Annotated in this window: 19 protein-coding genes; 6 read left to right on the top strand and 13 right to left on the bottom strand. The window is 69.4% G+C overall.

What is annotated here, in order from left to right:
- Positions 1–157: 157 nt before the first annotated feature.
- Positions 158–1177, bottom strand: coding sequence for a LacI family DNA-binding transcriptional regulator (locus H521_RS0103105; protein WP_026481840.1), 1020 nt, complete (start codon positions 1175–1177; stop codon positions 158–160).
- Between the two features lie 182 nt (positions 1178–1359).
- Here H521_RS0103105 and H521_RS0103100 point away from each other — a divergent pair, with 182 nt between their 5' ends.
- Positions 1360–1899 (top strand): hypothetical protein, encoded by a 540-nt coding sequence (locus H521_RS0103100; RefSeq protein ID WP_022891573.1) that lies wholly within the window; start codon positions 1360–1362, stop codon positions 1897–1899.
- A 50-nt stretch (positions 1900–1949) separates the two neighbouring features.
- On the opposite strand, the gene H521_RS21255 is transcribed toward H521_RS0103100, so the two are convergent.
- From H521_RS21255 to H521_RS21245, 4 genes are all read right to left on the bottom strand, one after another.
- A complete protein-coding gene (locus H521_RS21255) occupies positions 1950–3425 on the bottom strand; it encodes an MFS transporter (RefSeq protein ID WP_022891572.1) in 1476 nt (491 codons plus the stop codon).
- A gap of 101 nt (positions 3426–3526) precedes the next feature.
- Complete coding sequence (locus tag H521_RS0103090) at positions 3527–4357, bottom strand: aldo/keto reductase (protein ID WP_026481839.1); 831 nt, start codon at positions 4355–4357, stop codon at positions 3527–3529.
- 184 nt (positions 4358–4541) lie between these two features.
- Complete coding sequence (locus H521_RS21250) at positions 4542–5510, bottom strand: cyclase family protein (RefSeq protein WP_022891570.1); 969 nt, start codon at positions 5508–5510, stop codon at positions 4542–4544.
- Entirely contained in the window at positions 5507–6967 is a 1461-nt protein-coding gene (locus H521_RS21245; protein ID WP_245560919.1) for an APC family permease, read from the bottom strand. The genes H521_RS21250 and H521_RS21245 overlap by 4 nt, the downstream gene beginning before the upstream one ends.
- Before the next feature lie 148 nt (positions 6968–7115).
- Between H521_RS21245 and H521_RS24865 the strand changes: the two genes are divergently transcribed.
- From H521_RS24865 to H521_RS21235, 3 genes are read left to right on the top strand one after another with little or no spacing between them, the layout of a single operon-like run.
- On the top strand, positions 7116–8060 hold the full coding sequence (locus tag H521_RS24865; protein WP_156891254.1) for a hypothetical protein: 945 nt from the start codon (positions 7116–7118) through the stop codon (positions 8058–8060).
- Positions 8061–8076: 16 nt separating this feature from the next.
- Positions 8077–9249, top strand: coding sequence for a sensor histidine kinase (locus H521_RS0103070; RefSeq protein ID WP_156891253.1), 1173 nt, complete (start codon positions 8077–8079; stop codon positions 9247–9249).
- Positions 9246–9896 carry a response regulator gene (locus tag H521_RS21235; protein WP_022891566.1) on the top strand — a complete coding sequence of 217 codons (651 nt, stop codon included), beginning with the start codon at positions 9246–9248 and terminating at the stop codon, positions 9894–9896. Before H521_RS0103070 ends, H521_RS21235 begins: the two co-directional genes overlap by 4 nt.
- A 6-nt stretch (positions 9897–9902) precedes the next feature.
- On the opposite strand, the gene H521_RS21230 is transcribed toward H521_RS21235, so the two are convergent.
- The 3 genes from H521_RS21230 to H521_RS0103050 all read right to left on the bottom strand — a co-directional run bounded on the left by H521_RS21230 (position 9903) and on the right by H521_RS0103050 (position 13478).
- On the bottom strand, positions 9903–10694 hold the full coding sequence (locus tag H521_RS21230) for a slipin family protein (RefSeq protein WP_022891565.1): 792 nt from the start codon (positions 10692–10694) through the stop codon (positions 9903–9905).
- Positions 10695–10851: 157 nt separating this feature from the next.
- Positions 10852–12066, bottom strand: a complete 1215-nt coding sequence (locus tag H521_RS0103055; protein WP_022891564.1) for a cystathionine gamma-synthase — start codon at positions 12064–12066, stop codon at positions 10852–10854.
- 44 nt (positions 12067–12110) lie between these two features.
- Complete coding sequence (locus H521_RS0103050) at positions 12111–13478, bottom strand: cystathionine beta-synthase (protein ID WP_022891563.1); 1368 nt, start codon at positions 13476–13478, stop codon at positions 12111–12113.
- A 287-nt stretch (positions 13479–13765) separates the two neighbouring features.
- Between H521_RS0103050 and H521_RS0103045 the strand changes: the two genes are divergently transcribed.
- Both H521_RS0103045 and H521_RS0103040 read left to right on the top strand, forming a co-directional pair.
- Positions 13766–14449 (top strand): thioredoxin-like domain-containing protein, encoded by a 684-nt coding sequence (locus tag H521_RS0103045; RefSeq protein WP_022891562.1) that lies wholly within the window; start codon positions 13766–13768, stop codon positions 14447–14449.
- On the top strand, positions 14446–15162 hold the full coding sequence (locus H521_RS0103040; protein ID WP_022891561.1) for a DUF305 domain-containing protein: 717 nt from the start codon (positions 14446–14448) through the stop codon (positions 15160–15162). Before H521_RS0103045 ends, H521_RS0103040 begins: the two co-directional genes overlap by 4 nt.
- Before the next feature lie 115 nt (positions 15163–15277).
- Here the strand turns inward: H521_RS0103040 and H521_RS21225 are convergent, their stop codons facing one another.
- From H521_RS21225 to H521_RS0103015, 5 genes are all read right to left on the bottom strand, one after another.
- Entirely contained in the window at positions 15278–16702 is a 1425-nt protein-coding gene (locus H521_RS21225) for a mechanosensitive ion channel family protein (protein WP_022891560.1), read from the bottom strand.
- A 3-nt stretch (positions 16703–16705) separates the two neighbouring features.
- Positions 16706–18778 (bottom strand): adenylate/guanylate cyclase domain-containing protein, encoded by a 2073-nt coding sequence (locus H521_RS0103030; RefSeq protein ID WP_040423482.1) that lies wholly within the window; start codon positions 18776–18778, stop codon positions 16706–16708.
- 331 nt (positions 18779–19109) lie between these two features.
- The gene (locus tag H521_RS21220) at positions 19110–21086 is read right to left on the bottom strand and encodes an ABC transporter ATP-binding protein (protein WP_022891558.1); all 1977 of its coding nucleotides are present in this window, start codon (positions 21084–21086) and stop codon (positions 19110–19112) included.
- Positions 21087–21161: 75 nt separating this feature from the next.
- The gene (locus H521_RS0103020; protein ID WP_022891557.1) at positions 21162–22169 is read right to left on the bottom strand and encodes a carbohydrate ABC transporter permease; all 1008 of its coding nucleotides are present in this window, start codon (positions 22167–22169) and stop codon (positions 21162–21164) included.
- The gene (locus H521_RS0103015; protein WP_022891556.1) at positions 22166–23134 is read right to left on the bottom strand and encodes a carbohydrate ABC transporter permease; all 969 of its coding nucleotides are present in this window, start codon (positions 23132–23134) and stop codon (positions 22166–22168) included. Before H521_RS0103015 ends, H521_RS0103020 begins: the two co-directional genes overlap by 4 nt.
- Between the last annotated feature and the right edge of the window lie 97 nt (positions 23135–23231).

Below are 23231 nucleotides of genomic sequence, written 5' to 3'. Positions count from 1 at the left end.
GCATGCGGTGGTCACGTCGGACTCCTTTGTCGGGCCAGGGTTGCTGCCGGTGCCCGATCAATGTGACCGTTCACATGGCGAGTTTCATGTTAGCCCCACGATCGATCGATCTGTCAACTCGGCCGGGTTACAGAACGGTAACGAGACGGCGCGGGGCTCAGAACGACGGCGCTCCCGTGGAGCCGCGAACGATGAGCTCGGGCACGATCGACTGGCGATGCTCGAGCGCGCTCGGGTCGAGTGCCCCGATCAGCAGGGCGACGCAACGGCGGCCGATCTCGGCGAAGTCCTGCCGCACCGTCGTCAGCGGTGGCCAGAAGTGCGCCGCCTCGGGGATGTCGTCGAAGCCGACGATCGAGACGTCGCGCGGAATGTCGAGCCCGGCGTCGCGCACGGCGTGCATCAGCCCGAGGGCCATCTGGTCGTTCGACGCGAAGATCGCGGTGAAGTCGCGCACCGTGAGCAGCTCTCGCCCGGCGTAGTATCCGAACTCCGCGGTCCAGTCACCGAGGATCGGCGCAGTCGTCGCGACATCCTGAGCGCTCATCTCATCGAGGAACCCGCGCATTCGCGCCTCGGCCTCGATCCAGTCCTGCGGTCCGGCGAGATGGTAGATGTTGCGGTGGCCGAGCTCGATCAGGTGCCGGGTCGCGAGCCTCGCGCCCGCGATCTGGTCGACCGACAGGGTCGGGCCGAGGTCGCGATCGGTGGTCTGCAGGGTGACGAACGGCACGTCGATCGAGAGTTGGGCGAGGGTGTCGAACACGCGCACCTGCGGCGCGATGACGACGAGTCCCTCGATGCTCTGCGCGGCGAGGTGCTCGAGGCCGTCGGCGATCGACGCGGCATCCGACGACTCGATGTTCGCCGTGCTCACCCAGTAGCCGGCCGCCCTCGCAGCCGTCTCGATCGCCGCGATGCTCGACGCCGGGCCGTACTGCGTGCTCGACGCCGCGAGGATTCCGAGCGTGCGCGAGCGGCTCGTGACGAGGGCCCGCGCGGCGCGGTTGGGCTTGTACTGCAGCTCGGCCATGACGTCGAGCACGCGCTGCTTCGTTTCGGGGCGGAGGCTCGGGTGGTGGTTCAGCACGCGCGAGACAGTCTGGTGAGAGACGCCGGCGAGCCTGGCCACATCGCGGATGCTCGGGGCTCGCCCCCGCTGCAGCTCGTCTGACACGATCAACCCCGTTCGCGATGCGCATGTGCACGTTCACATGCGTTCGAGCATTCAGTATGCCATCCGCGACGAGGAATGTGACCGTCACATGTGTGACAGTCACATCGAATTCGGGCGCGCGAGAAGCGCTCCGAACGTCCTCATGCGGTCGAGAGCGAGAACGGAGCGAGGAGAATGGAGTCGTGAACGACTTCATGCGGTACCTCCCGCTCTCGCAAGGAGACCGGGCCGACGAATCGGCCGTGCACTCCGACCGTCGCGTGGAGTACGCCGAGGTGCTCGAGCAGGCCGCCGTCGTGATCGACACCGAGCCATCCGTGCACCTCGCCGATCGAGACCTGGCGAGGGTCGTGCCCCGAGGCGTGCAGCCGACCGAGAGCGAGCCCGCCGCACGACTGCGGGGCCTCGCCCACTTCGCACGCACCGGGCCTCGCAAGATCCCGGTGCGACTGCTGAGCCACGCCGTTCTGCTGTACCTCGCCGTGGTGCGCCAGACCACGCTGGCGCCGATGCTCGCCCCGCTCACGAGCGGAGCGGTGGCGCTCCATCTCGCGGCCACCGCCCCGACCGAGATTCGCGCCGTGATCAAGTGGCACGCCCTTCGGGCCACCGACGCCGGCTGGGAGTTCGGCCGCGGGCCGGTGCTCGAGGCGACGGCAGTCGAGATGGTCGAGTTCCTCGGCGGGCGCAGCCTCATCGCGCCGAAGCGCGCGGCGAAGTAGCGACGCGCGGCCCCGCGCGCTCCCGTCGGTCTCGCGCGGGCGCTCCTCGCTCAGCTCTCGGCGCGCGGCCGCACTCGGCTCGCGAACAGCACGGCCACGATCGCGATCGCCGCGGTCACCGCGAAGTCCGCGGCGAACATGCCGGCGCCGGCCGCGCTCGCGACGAGCGCCGTGATGGCGAGGGCGATGGCCGCACCGAGGGACTCCGAGATCGTGAGGGCTGCACTGTTGAAGCCCTGCGCCGAGACCGGCGAGAGCGCGAGCACTGCGACCGAGAAGCGGGGGTACATGAAGCCCATCGCCGCACCGGCGAGCGTCCACGCGACGAACGCGATCGCGGGCGGCAGGGTGAACACCGCCACGGCCAGCACCACGACGAGCGCCACCGCGAGCAGGATCGACCCCCAGACCACGGCCTGGGTGTTCGAGACTCGTTCGAGCCGGCCCTGCAGCCACGATGCCGCTGCCCATGAGACGCCGGCGCCGGTGAGCACCGCACCCGCGAGGCTCGGTGAGAACTCGTAGCGTTCGATGAAGAGGTACGGCAGGTAGATCTCGCTGCCGAAGAACGCGCCGGCCACGATGAGCTTGAGCATCACGGTCGCGGGCATGCCGCGCGCGGCCCGAAGGGTGCCCGGCGGCAGCAACGGCCGGGCGGCGTAGGCGGCGAGCGCGATCGCGGCGAACGCGACGACCCAGCGCCACGGGTCGCCGAGTTCCTTCGAGAGCGACACCCCGAGCGCTGCAGCAGCGGTGAGGGTCGCCCAGCCGACTCGGCTGATGCTCCACTGCACCGAGGGGTCGCCCTGCACCTGATCGCGCACGCGAAGGATCGGCGCGAGCATCATCGCCGCGGCCGGAACCATCAGCACGATCACACCGAGGAACACCCAGTGCCAGCTGATCGCCTCGGCGACGACGCCGGCGAGGAACGGCCCGACGATCGAGGGGATCACCCAGGCCGCGGCGAAGCCCGCGAAGACCCGAGCTCGCAGCGCCTCGGGGTAGACCCGCCCGACGATGACGTAGAGCGGCACGATGACCGCCGCGCCCGAGAGCCCGTGCACGAAGCGCCCGACGATGAACACCTCCATGTTCACGGCGGTGCCGGCGATGACGAGGCCGATCACGAACAGCACGGCCGAGGTCACGAGCGACGGGATCGGCCCGGAGCGGTCGGTCCAGTTGCCGGCGATCACCATGCCGATGATGCCGGCGGCGAGCGGCACCGCGAAGGCGAGGGCGAAGAGCGACTCGCCGTCGAGCTGCTCGGCGACGAGCGGCATGATCGTCGTGACCGCCATCGCCTCGAACGCGGCGAGGAAGATGAGCGAGAACATGCCGATCGACAGCCACCGGTAGGGCATCGACAGCGGCCCCTTCGCGGGCACCGGGCGGGTCGGCTCTGCCGTGTCGCCCGGCCTCGGCGACGACGGGGCAGCGGATGCCGCGGCCGACGCGACCCCCGAGGCATCGTGATCGGCGGTCGAGGGCGGCGCTGGCGTCGGAGCGGTCGGTTCGGTCACTCTCTCGAGCCTACGACTTCAACCCCACTTGAGCTCAAGTCGGATGCCGCGAGGTGCAGACCGGTCAGCCGACGCTCTCGCGCCCCGGTCGATCAGAGGCGTCAGAACTCCTCGTGCGTCTCGGGGTCGGCGCCCCAGATGCGGCCCCGCGAGAGGGCGGAGATGGCGTCGACCTCTTCGCTCGTGAGCGCGAAACCGAACACGTCGAGGTTCTCACGTCGGCGCGCGGCATCCGACGACTTCGGAATCGGCACCGCCTCGAGCTCGACGTGCCAGCGCAGCACGGTCTGCGCTGGCGAGACGCCGTGCGTCTCGGCGATCTCGGTGACGGTCGGCTCGGCGAGCAGTTCGGTGCGCCGCGCGAGCGGGCTCCAGCTCTCGGTGCGGATGTCGTGCTCGTCGTGGAAGGCGCGCAACTCGTCTTGAGGAAAGTACGGGTGCAGCTCGACCTGGTTGACCACCGGAACGACGCCGGTCTCGTCGATGAGGCGGGTGAGCTGCGCCTGCGTGAAGTTCGAGACGCCGATCGCCCGCACGAGCCCCTTCTCGCGCAGCGAGATCATCGCCCGCCAGCTCTCGACGAACTTGTCGATGCGCGGCAGCGGCCAGTGGATCAGGTACAGGTCGACCCAGTCGAGGTCGAGACGCGAGCGCGACTCCTCGAAGCTCGCGATGGTCTCGTCGAAGCCGTGGTGGCGGCCAGGTAGCTTCGTCGTGATCACGAGATCGCTGCGATCGACGTCGGTGCGGCGGATCGCCTCGCCGACAGCCTCTTCGTTGCCGTAGTTGTAGGCGGTGTCGATCAGGCGATAGCCGTCGGCGATGCCCGCGGTGATCGCGTCGATGCCCGCCTGATCGTCGAGTCCGTACGTGCCGAGCCCCAGCGCCGGGATCGTATTGCCGTCGCGGAGGGAGTACTCGGGAGCGATCATCTGTCCATCCTCACGCACGAAGACGACGGATGCCACCGCAACGCGGCGCGGGTTCGAGTGCGCGTGCGCAACTCCGGAGATTCTGATGCCGGCCCGGCGCGCCGCGGCGAGCGGGCGGCGTGTCGGCGACAAGATCCGGAATAGCGCACCGCGCGGCGACGAGGGAACCGTCGCGGATCCGTGCTCAGCTCAAGGGCGAGCCCTGGTCCGCGACTCCGAGCGCAGGCACCTCCGCGAACGCGCGCACGGGGAACGTCCCGAACCCGGACACTCGAGGCGGCACGGCCGTGAAGCGCGCACCGCGCACGGGCACCTCGTCGAGCGCGGTCAGGTGCTCGACCACGTGGATGCCGGCGTGCAGCAGGATCGAGTGCGCCGGCCGTTCGCCGCCCGACTCGGTGTCATCGATGTTGAGCGAGTCGATGCCGACGATCGCGACCCCGGCGTCGGCGAGGTGCCGCGCGCCCGCCTCGGTGAGGAACGGTGCGCCCGTGCCGTATTCGGGTCGCCCGAAATGACGGCTCCAGCCCGTGTGCAGCAGCACCGCCGTGCCGGCGAGGTCGCGATCGAAGAAGACCTCGGCGGGGATGCCGCGCTCAGTGGCATCCGTCACCCGGAAGACCTCGGCCGGCACGCCGACGAGCGTCTCGAGCGGCAGGCTCGCGAGGTCGCCGCCGTCGGCATAGCGGTGGAACGGGCTGTCGAGGTAGGTGCCGGTGTTGCCGATCATCGTGATGACGTCCAGCGCGAACTCGGTCCCGGGCGCGTACTTCTCGCGCGACGCCTCGCGCGTGAGGTGCGGCGCGATCGAGGGCGCAGGCAGGCCGGGATAGGTGACGAGGCCGGCACTGATCGTGTGGCTCAGGTCGACGAGCCGGCCGCGCGACCCTGGCTGGGCAGCGGATGCCGCGTCGCCGACCTCGCCCGCGACGCCGACGCCGCGCGAGCCACGGTGCGCCTCTTCGACGATCTCGAGGTTCGTGAGCACGACCCGGCCGACGAGCGTGAGCCCGAGGTGGCGCACGAGCAGTTCGCCGACCTCGCTCTCGGAGATCTCGGGCGACGGCACGTCGAGCCGGAATGCCTCGGCATGAAGACCGCCTCCGTTCACGAAGGCGATGTCGGCGTCGAAGTGGGCTCGGTACTCAGTCACGCGGTGTCCTTTGCAGTGGTGTTCGAAGGGGAACTGACGCCTGGGGCGATGCCGGCCACGATGCCGGCGCCGACCAACTCGGTCGGCGCGGGCGCCGCCGCATCAGTCGGCACCGGATGCCGACGACGCCGCACCCGGCGAACGATCGTGACGATGACGGCGGCCACGGCGAGCACGAGCGGCACCACGAGGTTCGTCCAGGCGAGCACGAGCAGCCCCGCGGTCATGATCGTCGCGACGACGGCGAGCCACCACCCGAACGACCAGCGCTTCAGCAGCAGGGTCGCGGCGAGCATGCCGGCGGCGTAGATCGCCACCATGTTGCTCGTGTGAATGAGGATGAACCCCGTGAGGTCGAGGTTGTTCAGCAGCATGAGCCCGAAGTAGACGACGATCAGCACGCCGGTGAGCGCGAGCGCCCGGCGCGGCACCTCGCCGTCGGCCGCTCCCTTGGCGAAGAACTTCGGCAGGTCGCCGTCGCGCCCGAGCGCGGCACCGAGCTTGCCGAACGCCGGCAGGTAGGCGTTCATGACCCCCACGGTGACGATCGCCGCGATGATCGCCACGAGCACCGGGCCGATGCCGGGCGCGGTGGTCTCGACGAGGTCGAGCAGCGGCACTTGGCTGTCGCCCGCCCGATCGCCGAGCACCGCGACGGTGACGAACTGCAGCGCGAGGTAGGCGACGCCCACGACGGCCACGGCGATCGCGGTGGCGAGCGGAATGGTGCGCCGAGGGTTCTTGAACTCCCCCGCGATGTGCGTGCCCACCTCCCAGCCGGCGAATGCCCACACGAAGAGGCTGATCGCGACGCACACGCCGCTCCAGCCGTTGGGCAGGAACGGTTCGAAGTTCGACACTTCGACCGCGGGGAAGGTGGCGGCGACGACGCCCACGACGACGGCGATCAGCAGGCCGGTCAGCACGAACTGCACCCACCCCGCGACGCGCACACCGAACCAGTTGATCACGAACGGGGGCACGAAGACCGCGAAGCCGATGATCGGCACGGCCGACCGGTCGATGCCGAGCACGGCCACGACGTATTCGCCGCCGAGCACGGCGAGCACCGGAGCCCCCACGCAGACGCCGAAGTAGAACCAGTAGCCGGTCATGCGGGCGGCGGTGCCGCCGAGCGCACGGCGCACGAAGCTCGCCACGCCGCCGGCGTCGGGGTAGCGCGCCGAGAGCGCCGCGAAGGTGCCGGCGAGCGGAATCGACAGCACGAGCACCGCGGCCACGGCGACGATCGAGGCGGGGCCGGCGGCGGCGGCGGCGAGGCCCGGCAGCACGAGGATGCCGGTGCCGAGCACGCTGGCGATGTAGAGCGCGGTGCCCTGCACGAGGCCGAGACTGCCGCGGTGGGCGGGTTGCGTCGTGCCGGTCGCTGCCGTGCCCGTGGCCGCCGCGCCATTCGCTGTCGTGCCGGTCGCTGCCCCGGGCTGATTCGTGGTCACTCGCTTATTCTGGGGCATCCCGCCGACGCTCGCCGCTGGCAGCATCGCCACCCGTCGATGATTTTCTGCCAAATGTCGCAACCGAGGTCGCCCGTCGCCGCGACCCTCGGTGGATGTGCGCCGAGTCGACATCGACTGGGCTGGGCGCATGATCACGAAACACTCTCGAACGGCGGGCCCGATCCTCATCGCCGCCACGATCGGCGCGGCAGCCGTCGCCGCCCTCACCGCCGCCGCATCCCTCGCGATCGGCCCAACCGAGGAGTACGTGCGGGTCTTCCCGCCTCGTTGGCTCGCCTTCATCGCCGTGGCCCTGGCTCTCGGGTCTCTGCTCGTTGCGCGAAAGACGAGCTCGACGCGCGGAATGCGTGCGGCAGGCGTGCTCGGCTGGGCCGCGGCGGTATTCTTCTTCGGCGCATCGGGAGGAGCCGTCCTCGACGGGTTCCGCGCATTCTTCTGGGCCACGGGCATCCCGTCCGGCGACTTCGCGACCGTCGACTGGCCTGGCGCGACCGCACGGGCCGCGAGCCTCCTCGCCGCACTCGTCACCGTCGCCTGGGCATGGCGACTCCGCGGCGGTCATACCCGCGATGCCGCCGGCGCCGCGGCATCCGCTCGCACACGCATCGCCGTGGCGTGGTGCGCCGTCGCCTTCGCCGTTCCCTATCCGTTGCTGAAACTGGTGTGGTGGGCACAGGGTCACTCGAACCCCCCGGTCGACCTCGCCGCCGGCTTCCCAGTGATGGAACTCCTGTCCTTCAGCGCAGCACTCGTGCTCGTGTTGCTCCTTACCTCATCACAGCGCGTACCCCTCCCGGCATGGCTGCTCGTCGCCGGCGGCTGGTTCGCGTCGATGGCACTGCTCAGCATGGGGTTCCTCATGGTGTTCGGGCTGCTGGCGCAAGCGACCGGAGTCGCGGCGGGTTCAGTCGAGTTCGCAAGCGATGGGGCGACCCTGATGGTGCTGGGTGTCTACGGCACGTGGCTCGCACTCGGAGTGGTGATGCTCACCGCGACACTCGGATTCATCGATGCTCGCGGTGCGACTCGCGATGCCGAGAACGCTCGCGCCCGAGCGAGCATCGCCGCATAGGTTGGGTGGTGTGATCATGAGACCGACGCGCTCCGACGTACTCCTCGTCGCCGCTGCCGCGATCATGCTGCTGCCGCTCACGGCGCTGGTCGCGTTCGCGTCGATCCCGGCCCCCGGCGCCTGGGTGGTGGTCGCGCTCGCGGCCGTCGGGCATGCCGCGCTGCTGTGGCGGCGCTCGCACCCGTCGGTCGCGCTGCTCGTGATCGCGGCGTGCGTCGGTGGCGAGGTCGCCGTCACGGGCCTGTTCTTCGTACTGCCGTCGTCCCTCGTGTTCGTGATCGCGCTCTACGCCGCGACCGCGTACGGAACACGTCGGATGCCGCTCGTGATCGGGCTCGTCGGGTCCGTCGCCGCGGCGGGCCGCTACGCCACAGACCCGAACGTCGTGGACTCCGGATTCGGGCCGTCGCCGTGGCTGCTCTTCGTGCTCTTCACCGCGGTCGTGCTGTGCGCGTGGACGATGGGTCTCCTTCGACGGTCCCAGCTGCTGGCGACGGACCTCGCCGAACAGCGGGCCGAGAGCGAACGCCGCGAGCGCGTGCAGCGCGAGGAGCTCGCTGCCTTCGAGGAGCGCGCCCGCATCTCGCGCGACATGCACGACGTGCTCGCCCACTCCCTTGCGGTGATCGTCGGCCAGGCCCGGGTTGCCCGGTTCGACGAGGCGCGAGCGACCTCGGCGCTCACCGTGATCGAAGACACCGCACGAGATTCGCTGCACGAGATCAGGGTGCTGCTCCGAGGCATCCGCGACGACGAGGCTTCGCCCCACGCGCGGCCGCTCCCGCAGCCGACCCTCGCCGAGCTCCCCGAGCTGATCGAACGGGGGCGTTCGCTCGGTTGCGTCATCGCGTATTCGACCGAGGGCACGGCGACTCCGATCGGGGCGGCCGCGCAGGTTGCGATCTACCGCGTCGTGCAGGAGGCGCTCACCAACGTCGCCAAGCACGCGCACCCCGGCGCGATCGTCGACCTCGCGCTGAGGTGGGACGACGATCGGCTGTCCGTGATCATCACGAACGACCGGGTGCGCGTGCGAGGCGGCGCCGAGACGATCGAACCCGGACTCGGGCTCCTTGGTATGGGCGAACGACTGCGTGCGGTCGGCGGAAGCCTCACGACCGTCGACGCAGGTGACGGCAGCTTCACGGTGACCGCCACGGTGCCGACGCGGGCGGAGCCCACCGTATGATCCGCGTGCTCGTCGTCGACGACCAGGACCTCGTGCGAGCCGGCATCGTCGCGAGCGTCGATGCCCAGGCCGACCTCGAAGTCGTCGGCGAGGCCGCGACGGGTGCCGAATCCGTGCGCGCGACGGCGCGCCTCTCCCCCGATGTCGTGCTGATGGACATCAGGATGCCGCAGCTCGACGGCGTCGACGCGACCCGCGAGATCCTCGAACACCATGCCGGCACACGGGTGCTCGTGCTCACGACGTTCGATGCCGACGAGTACGTCTTCGGGGCGCTGCGCGCCGGGGCATCCGGGTTCCTGTTGAAGGACGCCTCGGTCGACGAGCTGGCCGCGGCGATCCGAGCGGTGCACCGCGGCGATGCAGTGCTCGCCCCATCGACGACGAGCCGGTTCGTCGAGCTGATGCTTCCCAGGATCCCCGATCCGGGTCGGCGCGCGGCCGCCGAGGCGAGCCTGACCGAGCGCGAACTCGAGATCGTACGGCTCGTGGCGCAAGGCCTGGGCAACGCCGAGATCGCCCGAACCGTCTACCTCGCCGAGGCGACGGTGAAGACGCACATCGGTCGGGTGCTCACCAAGCTCTCGCTCCGCGACCGGGTGCAGATCGTCATCTGGGCCTACCGGAACGGAATCGCGCCGGTCTAACTGCGCCTAGGGTCCGCGCACCTGCGCGACCGCCGCCTCCCGATCGATGAAGCTCGTGAGCTCGCCGATCGAGGCCATGAGCGGCGCCGGGAAGAGGACGAGCGTGTTCTTGTCGACCCCGACCTCGACGAGCGTCTGCAGGGTGCGCAGTTGCAGGGCGAGCGGATGCGACATCATCGTGTCGCTCGCGACGCCGAGCTGCACGGCCGCCAGCGACTCGCCCTCGGCCGCGATGATCTTCGCCCGCTTCTCGCGCTCGGCCTCGGCCTGCTTCGCCATGGCGCGCTTCATCGAGTCGGGCAGCAGGATGTCCTTCAGCTCGACGAGTGTGACCTCGACGCCCCAGTCGAGCGTCGTGACATCCAGGATCTCGCGGATGTTGGCGTTGAGCGCAGCCGTGTCGGCGAGCGCCTCGTCGAGATGGTGCTGACCGACGACGCGTCGAAGCGTGGTCTGCGCGATCTGCTCGATCGCCGACTTCACGTTCTCGATCGCGATCACCGACTTCACCGCATCGGCGACGCGGTAGTAGGCCACGGCCGACACCCCGACGGTGACATTGTCTTTCGTGATGATGCCCTGCGACTGGATCGGCAGCGTCACGATGCGCAGCGACACCTTGATCATCACGTCGACGATCGGGATGATGAACCGGATGCCCGGCTCGCGCACGCTCTGCAACCGGCCGAATCGCAGCACCACGCCGCGCTCGTACTGCTTCACGATCTTCACCGACATGAAGAGGAGGACGATCGCGAGGATGCCGACGACGATCAGGGTGATCCAGAACCAGACCATGAGAGCTCATCTCCTGAGGCGCCGGTTCGTGCCGCGCGCCTGCTCCCATTCTCCCACCCTGAACGCCGGTCGCGTAGGCGCGCCAGCGCCGTATCGCGTAGGCGCGCCAGCGCCGTATCGAGACCTCGCCACCTGGTCTCGATACGCTCCTTCGTTGCTACTCGACCGACGCCAGCCGCGCGAGCGCCCCGTCGATGTCGGCGAGCAGGTCGTCGACGTCTTCGATGCCGACCGAGAGCCGCACGATCGACTCGGGCACCTCGGCTTCGGTGCCCTTCACCGAAGCGTGCGTCATCTCGGAGGGATAGTTCACGAGCGATTCGACGCCGCCGAGCGACTCTGCCAGCTGGAACAACTCGGTCGACTCGGCGAAGCGCCGCGCCGCCGCCCCGCCACCGGCGAGCGCGATCGAGAGCATGCCTCCGAAGCCCGACATCTGCCGGGCGGCGAGCTCGTGGCCGGGGTGCGACTCGAGCCCGGGGTAGAAGACGCGCTCGATGCCGGCGTGCTCCTCGAGACGTCGCGCGATCGCGAGGGCGTTCGAGCTGTGCCGCTCCATGCGCACGCCAAGGGTCTTGATGCCGCGCGAGGTGAGGAACGCGTCGAACGGGCCCGAAACCGCCCCCGCCGCGAACTGGGTGAACGTCACGCGCTCGGCGAGGTCGGCGAGTTCGGTGCGACCGGAGCCGGCACCGACGCCGGGCGCGTCGCCGAGCCCGGCTGCGAACACGAGGGCGCCGCCGACGACATCGGAGTGGCCGCCGAGGTACTTCGTCGTCGAGTGCACCACGACGTCGGCGCCGAGCGCGAGGGGCTGCTGCAGCGCGGGTGAGGCGAACGTGTTGTCGACGACCACGAGCAGGCCCGCCGCCCGGCCGAGCTCGGCGAGCGCCGCGACATCCGAGATCTTCATCAGGGGATTCGACGGCGTCTCGATCCACAGCACCTTCGTGCCAGGCTCGATCGCCCCGCGCACCGCGTCGAGGTCGCTCGTGTCGACCGTCGTGTGCCGCACGCCCCACGCGCCGTGCACCCGGCGGATGAGCCGGTGGGTGCCGCCGTAGACGTCGTTGCCGATCACGACGTGGTCGCCGGGCGCGAGGAGCGTGCGCAGCAGGGCGTCTTCGGCCGCGAGGCCCGAGGCGAACGACAGGCCGGTGGCGCCACCCTCGAGCGCCGCGAGCTGCGTCTCGAGCGCGGTGCGGGTCGGATTGCCGCCGCGCGAGTACTCGTAACCGCCGCGTAGCCCGCCGATGCCGTCTTGCACGTAGGTCGAGGTGGCGTAGATGGGCGGGATCACCGCGCCGGTCGTCGGGTCGAACTCCTGCCCGGCGTGGATCGCGCGGGTGTCGAAGCGGGCGTTGTCGTGCATGGGGTTCTCCTGGAAAGCGTGTGGTGTAGGCGTTCGGGGCCCGGTCAGTGCGAGAGGTAGCTGAGCAGGTCGGTGCGAGTGATCACGCCGAGCGCCTTGCCGCCGTCGGTCACGAGCATCGCGGGGGTCGACGAGAACGCCGAGCGAGCGGATGCCACGGGCTCGTTGACCCCGATGAGTGGCAGCGACTCGCCCACGACGCTCGAGACTTTGTCGGTGAGCTTCGCCTGACCCGAGAAGACGAGTTCGAGCAGCGCCGCTTCGTGCAGCGCGCCGAGCACCTCGCCGAGCACCACCGGCGGCTCGGCCGCGAGCACGAGCAGCTGCGAGACGCCGGTCTCGGTCATGCGGTCGATCGCCTCGCGCACGGTGTCGTTCGGGTGCACGTAGACGAGCGGCTCGATGCGGTCGGCCTTGGCAGCGAGCAGTTCGGCGATCGTGTGGCCGGCGGGAGCGTTCGAGAACCCGTAGGCGCGCAGCCACTTGTCATTGAAGATCTTGCCGAGGTAGCCGCGACCGCCGTCGGGCAGGAGCACGACGATCACGTCGTCGGGGCCGGCGGATGCCGCGGCCTTGAGCGCCGCGACCACGGCCATGCCACTCGAACCGCCCACGAGGATGCCCTCTTCGCGCGCGAGCCGCCGGGTCATCGCGATCGACTCGGCGTCGGAGACGGCGATGATCTCGTGCGGCACCGCGGGGTCGTAGGCCGACGGCCAGAAGTCTTCGCCGACACCTTCGACGAGGTACGGCCGGCCGGTGCCGCCCGAGTAGACCGAACCCTCGGGGTCGGCGCCGATGATGCGCACGCGATCTTCGGACACCTCACGCAGATACCGACCGGTGCCCGTGATCGTGCCGCCGGTGCCGACGCCGGCGACGAAGTGCGTGACCTCGCCGTCGGTGTCGCGCCAGATCTCGGGGCCCGTGGTCTCGTAGTGCGAGCGCGGCCCGTTGGGGTTGGAGTACTGGTCGGGCTTGAATGCGCCCGGGATCTCACGCGCGAGCCGGTCGGAGACGCCGTAGTACGACTCGGGGCTGTCGGGTGCGACCGCGGTCGGCGTCACGACCACCTCTGCGCCGTAGGCCGTGAGCACGTTGCGCTTGTCTTCGCCGACCTTGTCGGGGCAGACGAAGATGCACTTGTAGCCACGCTGCTGCGCGACGAGCGCGAGGCCCACGCCGGTGTTGCCCGAGGTCGGCTCGACGATCGTGCCGCCGGGCTTCAGCTTGCCCTCGCGCTCGGCCGCGTCGATGATGCGGCCCGCGATGCGGTCTTTCGAGGAACCGCCGGGGTTCAGGTACTCGAGCTTGACCAGCACCGTCGCCTGCGTCACCCCCTCGGTGACGTGCTGCAGCTTCACGAGCGGGGTGTTGCCGACGAGGTCGACGATGGTTTCTGCGAACTTCATGCTGGTGTCCTAGCTGGTCGGCTCGGCCCGCTTCGTGGGCGGACGAGAGCGGCGAACGATCGGGCGTGCTGGGTCGGTCGACGTCGGCGTCAGCGACAACACAGCTCGAGGATCACCTGGCCATCCTACTGCGCACCCCGCCGCTGTCGACGGGTGATCGCGCGGGCGGCCACGGCGCCGCCGAGCCCGGCGCGAGGTTGAAGCGATCGAGCGGATGCCACGACCCGGCATTCTCACAGCTGCATACGTTCGTATTGGACGGACGTCCCCGATCGAGAGGCCCCCGCGTGAGCGCGACCCCCCCCGTTCCCCCCGCCGTGAAGAAGCAGTTGAGCGTGAAGGCGCAACGCGCCGCAGAACGCGAACGCAAGCTCGCCGAGTTCAAGAAGCGTGAAGCCCGCGCCAAGCGCAACCGGCGCATCGGCATCTGGTCGGCGGTCGTCGGCGGCGTCGCCGTGGTCGGCCTCATCGTCGCGGCGATCGTGCTGACCCCCCAGGCAGCCTCGTACAGCGCGGGCGGCGACGGCACGAAGATCGAGGGCGTCGAGACCTTCGAGAACGAGGCCGGACACGTCGAGGGCGTCGTCGATTACGCGCAGACCCCGCCGGCCGGCGGCGAGCACAATCAGATGTGGCTCAATTGCGGCGTCTACGAGCAGCCGGTGCCCAACGAGAACGCGGTGCACTCGCTCGAGCACGGCGCGATCTGGGTGACCTACGACTCCGATCTTCCCGCCGCAGAGCTCGAGGCGCTGAAGAAGCAACTGCCATCGACCTACGTGGTGCTCTCGCCGTTCGACGACCTGCCGTCGCCGATCGTGCTGAGCGGCTGGAACACGCAGCTCGCCGTCGACGCGGCCGACGACGAGCGCATTCCCACGTTCTTCGAGGAGTACTGGAAGAGCCAGAACGTGCCCGAGCCCGGCGCCCTGTGCACGGGGGCCTTCGACGCTCCCGGCAAGGTGACGTGACCGCGAACACAGAGTCGCACGTCGTCGAGTCCGACCGGCGTCGCGGGGGGCGAGTGGCCGCCATCGCCGTGGCATCCGTCGCCCTCGTCGTCGTTGCGATCGCGGCGTTCTCGATCGGCCGGCTCTCGACGCTCGCCGACCCGACGCCCGCCGACACGAGCGCCGAGGCCGGCTTCGCCCGCGACATGCAGGTGCATCACCTGCAGGGCGTCGAGCTCGCGATGATCGTGCGCGACGCGACCGATGACGCCGAGGTGCGCCTGCTCGGCTACGACATCGCGACGACCCAGGCCCAGCAGGCCGGGCAGATGTACGGCTGGCTCGCCGAGTGGGGCATCTCGCAGGCCGGTCGCGAGCCGTCGATGACGTGGATGACCCGCCCCTCAGTCGACGGCGCCGCCGGGCACGGCACGCACGCGACATCCGACCCGGGCACTCACCAGCCCGGCGCACCCATGCCGGGGCTCGCGACACCGGCTCAGGTGGAAGAGCTGCGCAGCCTGACCGGCATCGCGGCCGAACGCCGATTCCTCGAGCTCATGATCGCGCACCACCAGGGCGCGGTCGAGATGGCCGATGCCGTGCTCGACCGCTCGTCGAACGATGTCGTGGTGGCGCTCGCGCAGTCGATCGTCGACAGCCAGACATCGGAGATCGACCTCATGACCGACATGCTCGCCGAGCGCTCGCCCGACTCCCCGCCGGTCGAGTAGCGAGCGCCAGCGAGCGTATCGAGACCCCACGAGGTCTCGATACGGCCCTGGCGGGCCTACTCGACCGACGGCCCACCTTGGCGGGCCGACTCGACCGGCGGCCCGGCGCGGCCGCCTACCGCCGCCCGCCGATCGTGCCGCGCACGATGCCGGCGGCGGCGAGGGCATCGGATGCCGCGCGCCGCCGATTCTCGATCGCCTGGCCGATGTCGCGCGCGACGGCGGGGTTCGAGCGCACGATCTCGTCGATGACGGCGAGCGGCATCACGAGGAGCGTCGTGACCTCGGCGGCGACGGCGCGCACGAACGAGGGTTCGCGGGTGAGCACGGTCTGGCCGACGGACTCGCCGACCTCTGCCGAGCCGGATTCGATCGCACCGCGATCGGTCACGATCGACAGGGCCAGGCGACCGTCGACGACGATGCGCAGCATGTCGGGCACGCGGTCGGGCTGCTGCACGACCTCGCCCGTGCCGTAGCGCTCGAGGTGGCAGGCGGGCGCGAGTCGCTCGCGGTGTTCGGCGCTCAACCGCAGCGCCGGCCCGATGAGCTCGAGGGCGGCGTCGAGCCGGGCGGGCTCGGCGACGGGGTCGGTGGCGTCGCCATCGAGCGAGAGCCCTCGCCGTCTCGCCGCGTACCAGAGCCACGCGAGCAGGAGCGAGATCGCGTCATCCGCCGCGGCCGGACCCGAGACCGGCACCTCGACCTCGTACTTCGCGGCACCCAGGTATCGCGCCGTGGGTGGCGTGTCGGGCACGGCCATCGGCAGCCCACGAGCCACGTCGACGACGAGGTCGATGACCTCGTGCGGCGGGTCATCGGTCGAGAAGGTCACGGTGGCGATCGCCCGGTGCAGTTCGGTCGGCAGGCTGAGGTTGGTGAACGAGGAGTTCGCGAGCGCGGAGTTGGGCACGATCTGCACCCCGGCGCCGGTGTCGATGTGCACGGCGCGCCAGTTCACCTCGATGACCCGGCCCCGCACGCTGCCCGTGTCGAGCCAGTCGCCGAGCTTGAACGGCTGCTCGAAGAGCAGCAGCAACCCCGAGATGATGCCGCCGACCGCATTCTGCAACGCGAGGCCGATGACGATCGACGTGACGCCGAGCGCGGCGATGAGGCCGCCGACATCCGCGTCCCACACCCACGAGAAGAGGATGGCGAGACCGACGACGATGAGCACGAGCCGGCCGAGGTCGACGAAGATCGACGGGATTCGCTCGCGCCAGCTGCCCGGCTTCGCGTTCGCGAAGAGGGCGACGTTGACGGCGCTCAGCACGAGGAGGATCACGAGGAAGCCGAGCACGGTGGCGACGACTCGCGCCCACGCCTGTTCGGCGGGCGACTGGATCGCGAAGATCAGCAGGCCGAAGAGCGCCCCGACCGGCACGACCCAGTTGCGGAGCAGCCGCACGGGGCCCGCGGCCGCGCTGCCCCGACGAGTCAGCCAGCCGAGCACCTCGGTGAGCACGACGAGCAGCAGCGGCACGCCGACCGCGAGCACGATGCCCCAGAACAGCCAGCCCTCGCCGAAGACGTCCATGGACTACTCCACCCGCCACACGGTCTCGGAGCCGTCGGCGGTGTCGATCGTTCCCGCCGAGACGATGCGCACTCCGTCTTGCAGGCGATCCTTCACCGCCTGGCTCACATAGACACCGGGCCTGCCGTCAACGCTGCGCACCCGATAGGCGAGGTTCACGGCATCGCCCCAGAGGTCGTAGGCGAGGCTCGTGCGCCCGACGAGGCCGCTCGTCACCGTGCCGGTCGCGATACCGGCGCGCAGTTCGATGGATGCGTCGTTCGACGCGTTGAACCGTTCGATGACGGTGCGCAGCTCGGTCGCGAACTCGACGGCGCGCCGCACGTTGTCGACGCGGGGCACGATGAGGCCCGAGCTCGCGAGATAGCCGCCCCTGAGCGTTCGCACCTTCTCGACGCCGGTTCGCTCCGCCGCTTCGTCGAAGCCGCGCATGAGCGAGTTGAGCTGCGCGAGTTCGTCATCGCTCGACAGCGACGCCGTGAAGTCGTCGAAGCCGATGAGCTCGGCGAAGATGACCGAGACGTCTTGGTGCACCTCGGCGATCGTCTCCTCGCCGTCTTGGTAGCGCTTGGCGACCGTCTCGGGCATCAGCGTGTGCAGCAGCCGCTCGTTCTCGCCGCGCTGCTCGTCGATGAGCTCCTGCTTGATGCGCAGGCTCGAGCTCATGTCGTTGAAGGCATTGCCGAGATCGCCGAACTCGTCGCGTGAACCGGCGGGCACCTGCACCGTGAGATCGCCGCCCGCTACGCGCCGCACGGCGTCGGAGAGATGACGCACCGGGCGCGTGAACACCTGGGCGAGCAGCATCGAGAGCACGCTCACGGCGAGCAGGATGGCGAGCATCGAGATCACCAGGTTGCGCGTGAAGTCGGTCACCGGGGCGAAGGCCTCAGCGGTGTCGATGCGGGCGACCGCGACCCAGTTGAGCCCGTCGATGTCGACCGGGGTGTACGCCGTGATGTTCTCGCGGCCCAGGTACCCCCGTGAGATCGTGGTGCCCGACTTGCCCTGCTGGGCGAGCCGCACCGAGTCGGTGGTGACCGGTTGCAAGAGCACCGTGCCGCCGACCTCGACCTCGCGTGCGGCGAGGTCCGACGGGGTGCCGTTGGCCACGGCGAGCTTCTCATACGCCTCGGGGTCTTCGATGAGCAGGCGCGAGTTGCTGCGCATCAGGTCGTCGCTGCCGACGATGTAGACCTCGCCGGTGTCGCCGAGCCCTTGCTCCTTCCAACGTTCATCGCCAGTGAGGACGTCGTTGATGATGTCGATCGGAATCTGCACGGCCATGGCGCCCGAGATGTGCTCCGAGTTGCCGACCGGCGAGACCACCCAGATCGCCGGCACGTTGAGCGACGGGATGTAGCGCTCGTAGTCGGTGGTCGCGAGCGCGTTGACCGAGTTCGTGGCCATCACCTCGCGGTACGCGACGGCGAGCTGCGAGTCCTTGAGCGGCCCCGTCGTGAGGTTCATACCGAGATCGGGACCGGAGTACGCGGTGTAGACGACGTTGCCCTCGGTGTCGAGCATGAGCACGTCGTCGTAGCCGGAGGCGTCGATGATGCGCTGGAAGTAGTCGTGGTACCGCTCGCGCGCTGCCGACCAGGGGCTGCCGTCATCGGCGTTGCCCGCGGTGATGGCCGTCTCTTCGTCGAGCTCGCCGCCCGGGAAACGGTAGACCTGCGAGGTGTACTCGTACTGCAGGTACTGCCCGGCGGCGGATTCGGGGATGAACGCGCTGTCGGCGTAGGTGCCGCCCGCGCGGGCCTCCAGAGCCGGGTTGAACTCGGTGTCGTGGTAGGCCTCGAGCTCGGCCCGCTGCTCCTCGGTGAGCTGACGCGACTGCGCCTCCTCGAACCCGGCGTTCAGGGCGGCCGAGGCGTTCTGCGCGCTGAGGTTGCGCGAGTCGAGCGTCACCCCGGTCTGCACGCCTCCGAACACGCGCTCGAGCTCGCCCGTGCGCAGCTCCCGGATGGTGGTCAGTTGGTCGATCGCCGCGGCGCGCAGCGATTCGCGCCCGCTGACGAAGCCGATGATGCCGACGATGACCGACGAGACGAGGCTGACCCCGAGCAGCATGATGAGCAGCTTCGACTGGATGCTGAGCCCGACCCGCCGGGACTTCGATGCGCGTGGCTTCGGCTCGCGCGCCGCGCGACGCGCCGCTGGTGGCGCGGCCGGTGGCCGCGGTGGTGACTCTGCTGCTCCGGCTGCGGTTGCCGCTCGCGATGCAACGTCATCTTCAGACGGAGTCCCAGGAGGCGCGCCTCGTTCAGTCGTCGACACGTCGCCCCTCTCGGCCCCCCGGCAAGCTGTTCCACACTCTACTGTCGGCTGCCCCGTGCCCCGCAAGGTGTTCGGCCGAAGTCATGCCCGCGAATCGACCGTCGCGGGTCGGCCCCGACGAGCGTCAGCCCTCGAGCACCGGCCGCTCCTCCTGCTGGCGATACAGCGAGGCGTAGACGCCCTCGGCTCCGACGAGTTCGGCGTGCGTGCCCTGCTCGACGATGCGGCCGGCCACGACGACGAAGATCACGTCGGCCGCCACCACCGTCGAGAGCCGGTGCGCGATGGCGATCGTGGTGCGACCTCGCGCTGCGTCGTCGAGAGCCTGCTGCACCACGCGCTCGGAGATGGTGTCGAGTGCGCTCGTCGCCTCGTCGAGCACGAGCACCGCGGGGTCTTTCAGCAGTACCCGCGCGATCGCGATGCGCTGCTTCTCACCGCCCGAGAGCCGGTAGCCGCGCTCACCGACCACGGTGTCGTAGCCCTCGGGGAACGAGGCGATGGTCTCGTGGATGTTGGCGGCGCGCGCCGCTGCCTCGACCTCGGCGTCGGAGGCATCGGGCCGCGCGTAGCGCAGGTTCTCGCCGATGGTGGCGTGGAAGAGGTAGGTCTCTTGACTCACGATGCCGATGTGCGAGATGAGGGACTCCTGATCGAGGTCGCGCACGTCGACACCCGCGAAGCGCACGGCACCGGCGGATGCCTCGTACAGCCGCGGCACGAGGTAGGAGACCGTCGTCTTGCCGGCGCCCGACGGGCCGACGAAGGCCGCGAACTGGCCGGGTTCGATCGTGAAGCTCACACCATCGAGCGTCGGCCGCGAGTCGTCGTCGGCATCGGGGTAGCGGAACGACACCTCGTCGAACTCGACCCGGCCGAGCGCGGGGCCCGACGGCACAGCGCGAGCACCGGCCTTGTCGACGATCGCGGGCTTCAGGTCGAGGTACTCGAAGATGCGGGCGAACAGCGCACTCGAGGTCTGCAGGTCGAGCGCGACGCGCATGAGCCCCATGAGCGGGAACAGCAGTCGCGCCTGCACGGTGGTGAAGGCGACGATCGTGCCCGCCGTGACATCCGCTGCGCCGCCGGCGATGAGCCAGCCGGCGACCAGGTAGACGATCGCGGGAATCGACGACATGAAGATGTTGACCATGGCGAAGAACCACTGGCCGCTCATCTGCTGCCTGACCTGCAGCTCGATCTGGTTCTGGTTCTCGTCGGCGTAGCGCTCGATCTCGCTCTTCTGCCGGGTGAAGCTCTTCGACAGCAGAATGCCGGAGACGCTCAGCGTCTCTTGCGTGATCGCCGTCATCTCCGACAACGACTCCTGCGTCTTGCCCGCGATGCGTGCCCGCACCTGGCCGACCCGGCGCTGGGCGATGACCATGAACGGCATGAGCACGAGCGCGATGATCGTGAGCTGCCAGTTGAGGATCAGCATCGCGATGAACGCCGAGATCACCGTGACCGTGTTGCCGAGCACGCTCGAGACGGTGTTCGTGAGCACGCCCGCGACGCCGCCGACGTCGTTCTGCAGGCGCGACTGGATGACGCCCGTCTTCGTGCGCGTGAAGAAGCTCAACTCCATGGCCTGCAGGTGCGTGAAGAGCCGCACGCGCAGGGCGCCCATGACCTTGTTGCCGATCGTCGCCGTGAGCCACGTCTGCCACACGCCGAGCAGGGCCGAGACGATGTAGACGGCGATCATCGCGATGACGAGCCACATGAGCACTGGCAGGTTCGGGCCGGATGCCTCGCCGCTCGCGTCGACCGGGAACAGGCCGTCGTCGAACGCCCGCTGGGTCAGCAGGGGCGGGATGATGGCGAACCCGGCGCCGATGAGCACGAGCACGACCGTGGTGATGAGCGCACCCTTGTGCGGGGCGAACAGCTCGGCGATGCGGCCGAGCAGGTTGGGCACCCGCGGCGCCTCGGCGTTCGCGGCGCGCTGCGCCGCTTCGTCAGCCGAGAAGACCCGGCGCGAGCCGCCGCCACCCGCGCCTGCACCGCCGCCGCGGCCGCCGCCCGCGCCACCGCCACCACCACCACCACCGCCACCGGCGGTACTGCCGACGCGCGGTGCTCCCCCGTGCATGCTCATGGGTTCACCCTAATCCGCACCCCCGAGCCCCGGCCCGTGTTCGCCCGCGGCGCACGTACTCGACGAGTCGGCGTGCTACCCCTTCGTGGAACCGGCGAGCAGGCCGCGCACGAAGTAGCGCTGCAAACCGAAGAAGACCGCGAGCGGAATGACGATCGAGATGAATGCGGCCGCCGTGAGCCGCTGCCAGTCCTGACCTCTCGTGCCGACCATCTCGGCCAATCGCTGGGTGAGCGGCGCGACGTCTTGCGTGCCGCCCGAGAAGATGAGGGCGACGAGCAGGTCGTTCCACACCCAGATGAACTGGAAGATCGCGAACGACGCGAGCGCCGGGGTCGCGAGCGGCAGCACGATGCGGAAGAAGATCTGCCCGTGCGTGGCTCCGTCGACCCGCGCCGCCTCGATGACGTCGGACGGGATCTCGGAGATGAAGTTGTGCAGCAGGAAGATCGCGAGTGGCAGCGCGAACATCGAGTGCGCGAGCCACAGTGGCAGGTAGTTCTGCTCGGGGATGATGGGGATCATGTCGTGCAACCACGCCTGCATCGGGCGCAGCCAGGTCGAGAAGATCTGGAGCAGCGGAACGAGCGCCATCTGCAGCGGGATGATCTGCAGGGCGAACACGAAGATGAAGAGCCAGTTGACCCACTTGAACCGGATCCACGCGAAGGCGTAGGCCGCCATCGAGGCGAACACGAGCGGGATCAACGTGGCCAGCACCGCGATCGCGATCGAGTTCACGATGTACGCGCCGAGCTGCGGCGACGACGACGAGGTCGAGATCAGCACATCGGCGTAGTTGTCGAGCGTGAAGCCCGGGTTCTGGAAGATCGTCCACCAGCCGGTGTCGCGAATCAGGTCGGCCGGCCGGAACGACGAGACGAGGAGCCCGAACGTGGGGATGGTCCAGACGACGGCGATGATGAGCGAGATGATCGTCGCGGTGCGCGACGTCAACCGCTTCTTGACGCGCGCCGTCTTGGTGCCGCGCTCAGTGGACTCGGCGGTCTCGGCGGCCTCGGCGGCCTCGAGCGAGCCGAGGTTCTTGCCGACGGGGAGGTCGGCGGGGGCGACGCTGCTCATCGGATCTCCCTCTGCTTGCGGAGCACATTGACGTTGTAGATCACGATCGGCAGCACCAGCACGAACAGGATGAGGGCGAGCGCCGAACCACGGCCCACCTCGCTCGCACGGAACGCCTGCGTGTACATCTCGTTGGCGATGACGCTCGTGTTGAAGTTTCCGGCGGTCATCGTGCGCACGATGTCGAAGACCTTCAGCGTCGCGATCGAGATGGTGGTGAGCACGACGACGAGCGCGCCGCGGATGCCGGGCACCGTGACGTTCAGGAACCGCTGCCAGCCGTTGGTGCCGTCGAGCTGCGCCGCCTCGATCTGTTCGGTCGGCACGCCCTTGATGGCGGCGCTCAGCAACACCATGGCGAAGCCCGTCTGGATCCAGATCATGACGACGATCAGCAGGAAGGTGTTGATCGGGTCGGTCTGCAGCCACTGCACCGGTTCGCCGCCCGCTGCGACGACCATGGCGTTCAGCAGACCGATCTGGTCGCGGTCGCCCCCGCGGTACTCGTAGACGAACCGCCAGATCACGCCGGCGCCGACGAACGAGATCGCGATCGGCATGAACAGGATGACCTTGTAGTAGCGCTCACCGCGTGACTTGTCGATGAAGACGGCGTACGCGAGGCCGATCGCGGTCGAGATGGTCGGCACGAGCAGTACCCAGATGATCGTGTTGATCAGCGTGCGGATCGCCGCCGGCTGGGTGAAGGTCCAGACGAAGTTGGCGAGGGTCCAGTCGCCGCTCGGGTCTTGGAAGGCGAGCAGGCTCGTGCGGATCGCCGGGTAGACGAGGCCGACGGCGATGAAGAGCATCGCCGGAAGCAGGAAGAAGGTGAGCTGCCAGTAATCTCGACCCTTCTTCGGGGCCTTGTCGATGAAGAAGATGAGCAGGCCCACGACCGCCGCGAAGACGGCGAGCCCCATCACCACCTGGAGTAGCTTGCCGAGCAGATCGGCGGTGGTCATCGTGCCTCCCGAGGTTCTTCACTGAATCTGGAGTGTTCGTTGAAGTGGGGTGACGAGGGGCGGGGCTGTCATGCCCCGCCCCTCGATCATGCCGCTA

Origin of the sequence: Agromyces subbeticus DSM 16689 (assembly GCF_000421565.1) — a bacterium.
GTDB lineage: Bacteria > Actinomycetota > Actinomycetes > Actinomycetales > Microbacteriaceae > Agromyces > Agromyces subbeticus.
The sequence above is the reverse complement of the archived record's forward strand: the minus strand, read 5'-3'. Positions and strand labels throughout refer to the sequence as shown.

Coding starts and splice junctions, on each gene's coding strand:
- H521_RS0103020 (WP_022891557.1), bottom strand. CDS start 22,169: ATGAGCAGCGTCGCCCCCGCCGACCTCCCCGTCGGCAAGAACCTCGGC.
- H521_RS0103050 (WP_022891563.1), bottom strand. CDS start 13,478: ATGAAGTTCGCAGAAACCATCGTCGACCTCGTCGGCAACACCCCGCTC.
- H521_RS0103030 (WP_040423482.1), bottom strand. CDS start 18,778: ATGCTGCTCGGGGTCAGCCTCGTCTCGTCGGTCATCGTCGGCATCATC.
- H521_RS0103055 (WP_022891564.1), bottom strand. CDS start 12,066: ATGCACGACAACGCCCGCTTCGACACCCGCGCGATCCACGCCGGGCAG.
- H521_RS24865 (WP_156891254.1), top strand. CDS start 7,116: ATGATCACGAAACACTCTCGAACGGCGGGCCCGATCCTCATCGCCGCC.
- H521_RS0103015 (WP_022891556.1), bottom strand. CDS start 23,134: ATGACCACCGCCGATCTGCTCGGCAAGCTACTCCAGGTGGTGATGGGG.
- H521_RS21220 (WP_022891558.1), bottom strand. CDS start 21,086: ATGAGCATGCACGGGGGAGCACCGCGCGTCGGCAGTACCGCCGGTGGC.
- H521_RS21230 (WP_022891565.1), bottom strand. CDS start 10,694: ATGGTCTGGTTCTGGATCACCCTGATCGTCGTCGGCATCCTCGCGATC.
- H521_RS21225 (WP_022891560.1), bottom strand. CDS start 16,702: ATGGACGTCTTCGGCGAGGGCTGGCTGTTCTGGGGCATCGTGCTCGCG.
- H521_RS0103070 (WP_156891253.1), top strand. CDS start 8,077: ATGAGACCGACGCGCTCCGACGTACTCCTCGTCGCCGCTGCCGCGATC.
- H521_RS21235 (WP_022891566.1), top strand. CDS start 9,246: ATGATCCGCGTGCTCGTCGTCGACGACCAGGACCTCGTGCGAGCCGGC.
- H521_RS0103090 (WP_026481839.1), bottom strand. CDS start 4,357: ATGATCGCTCCCGAGTACTCCCTCCGCGACGGCAATACGATCCCGGCG.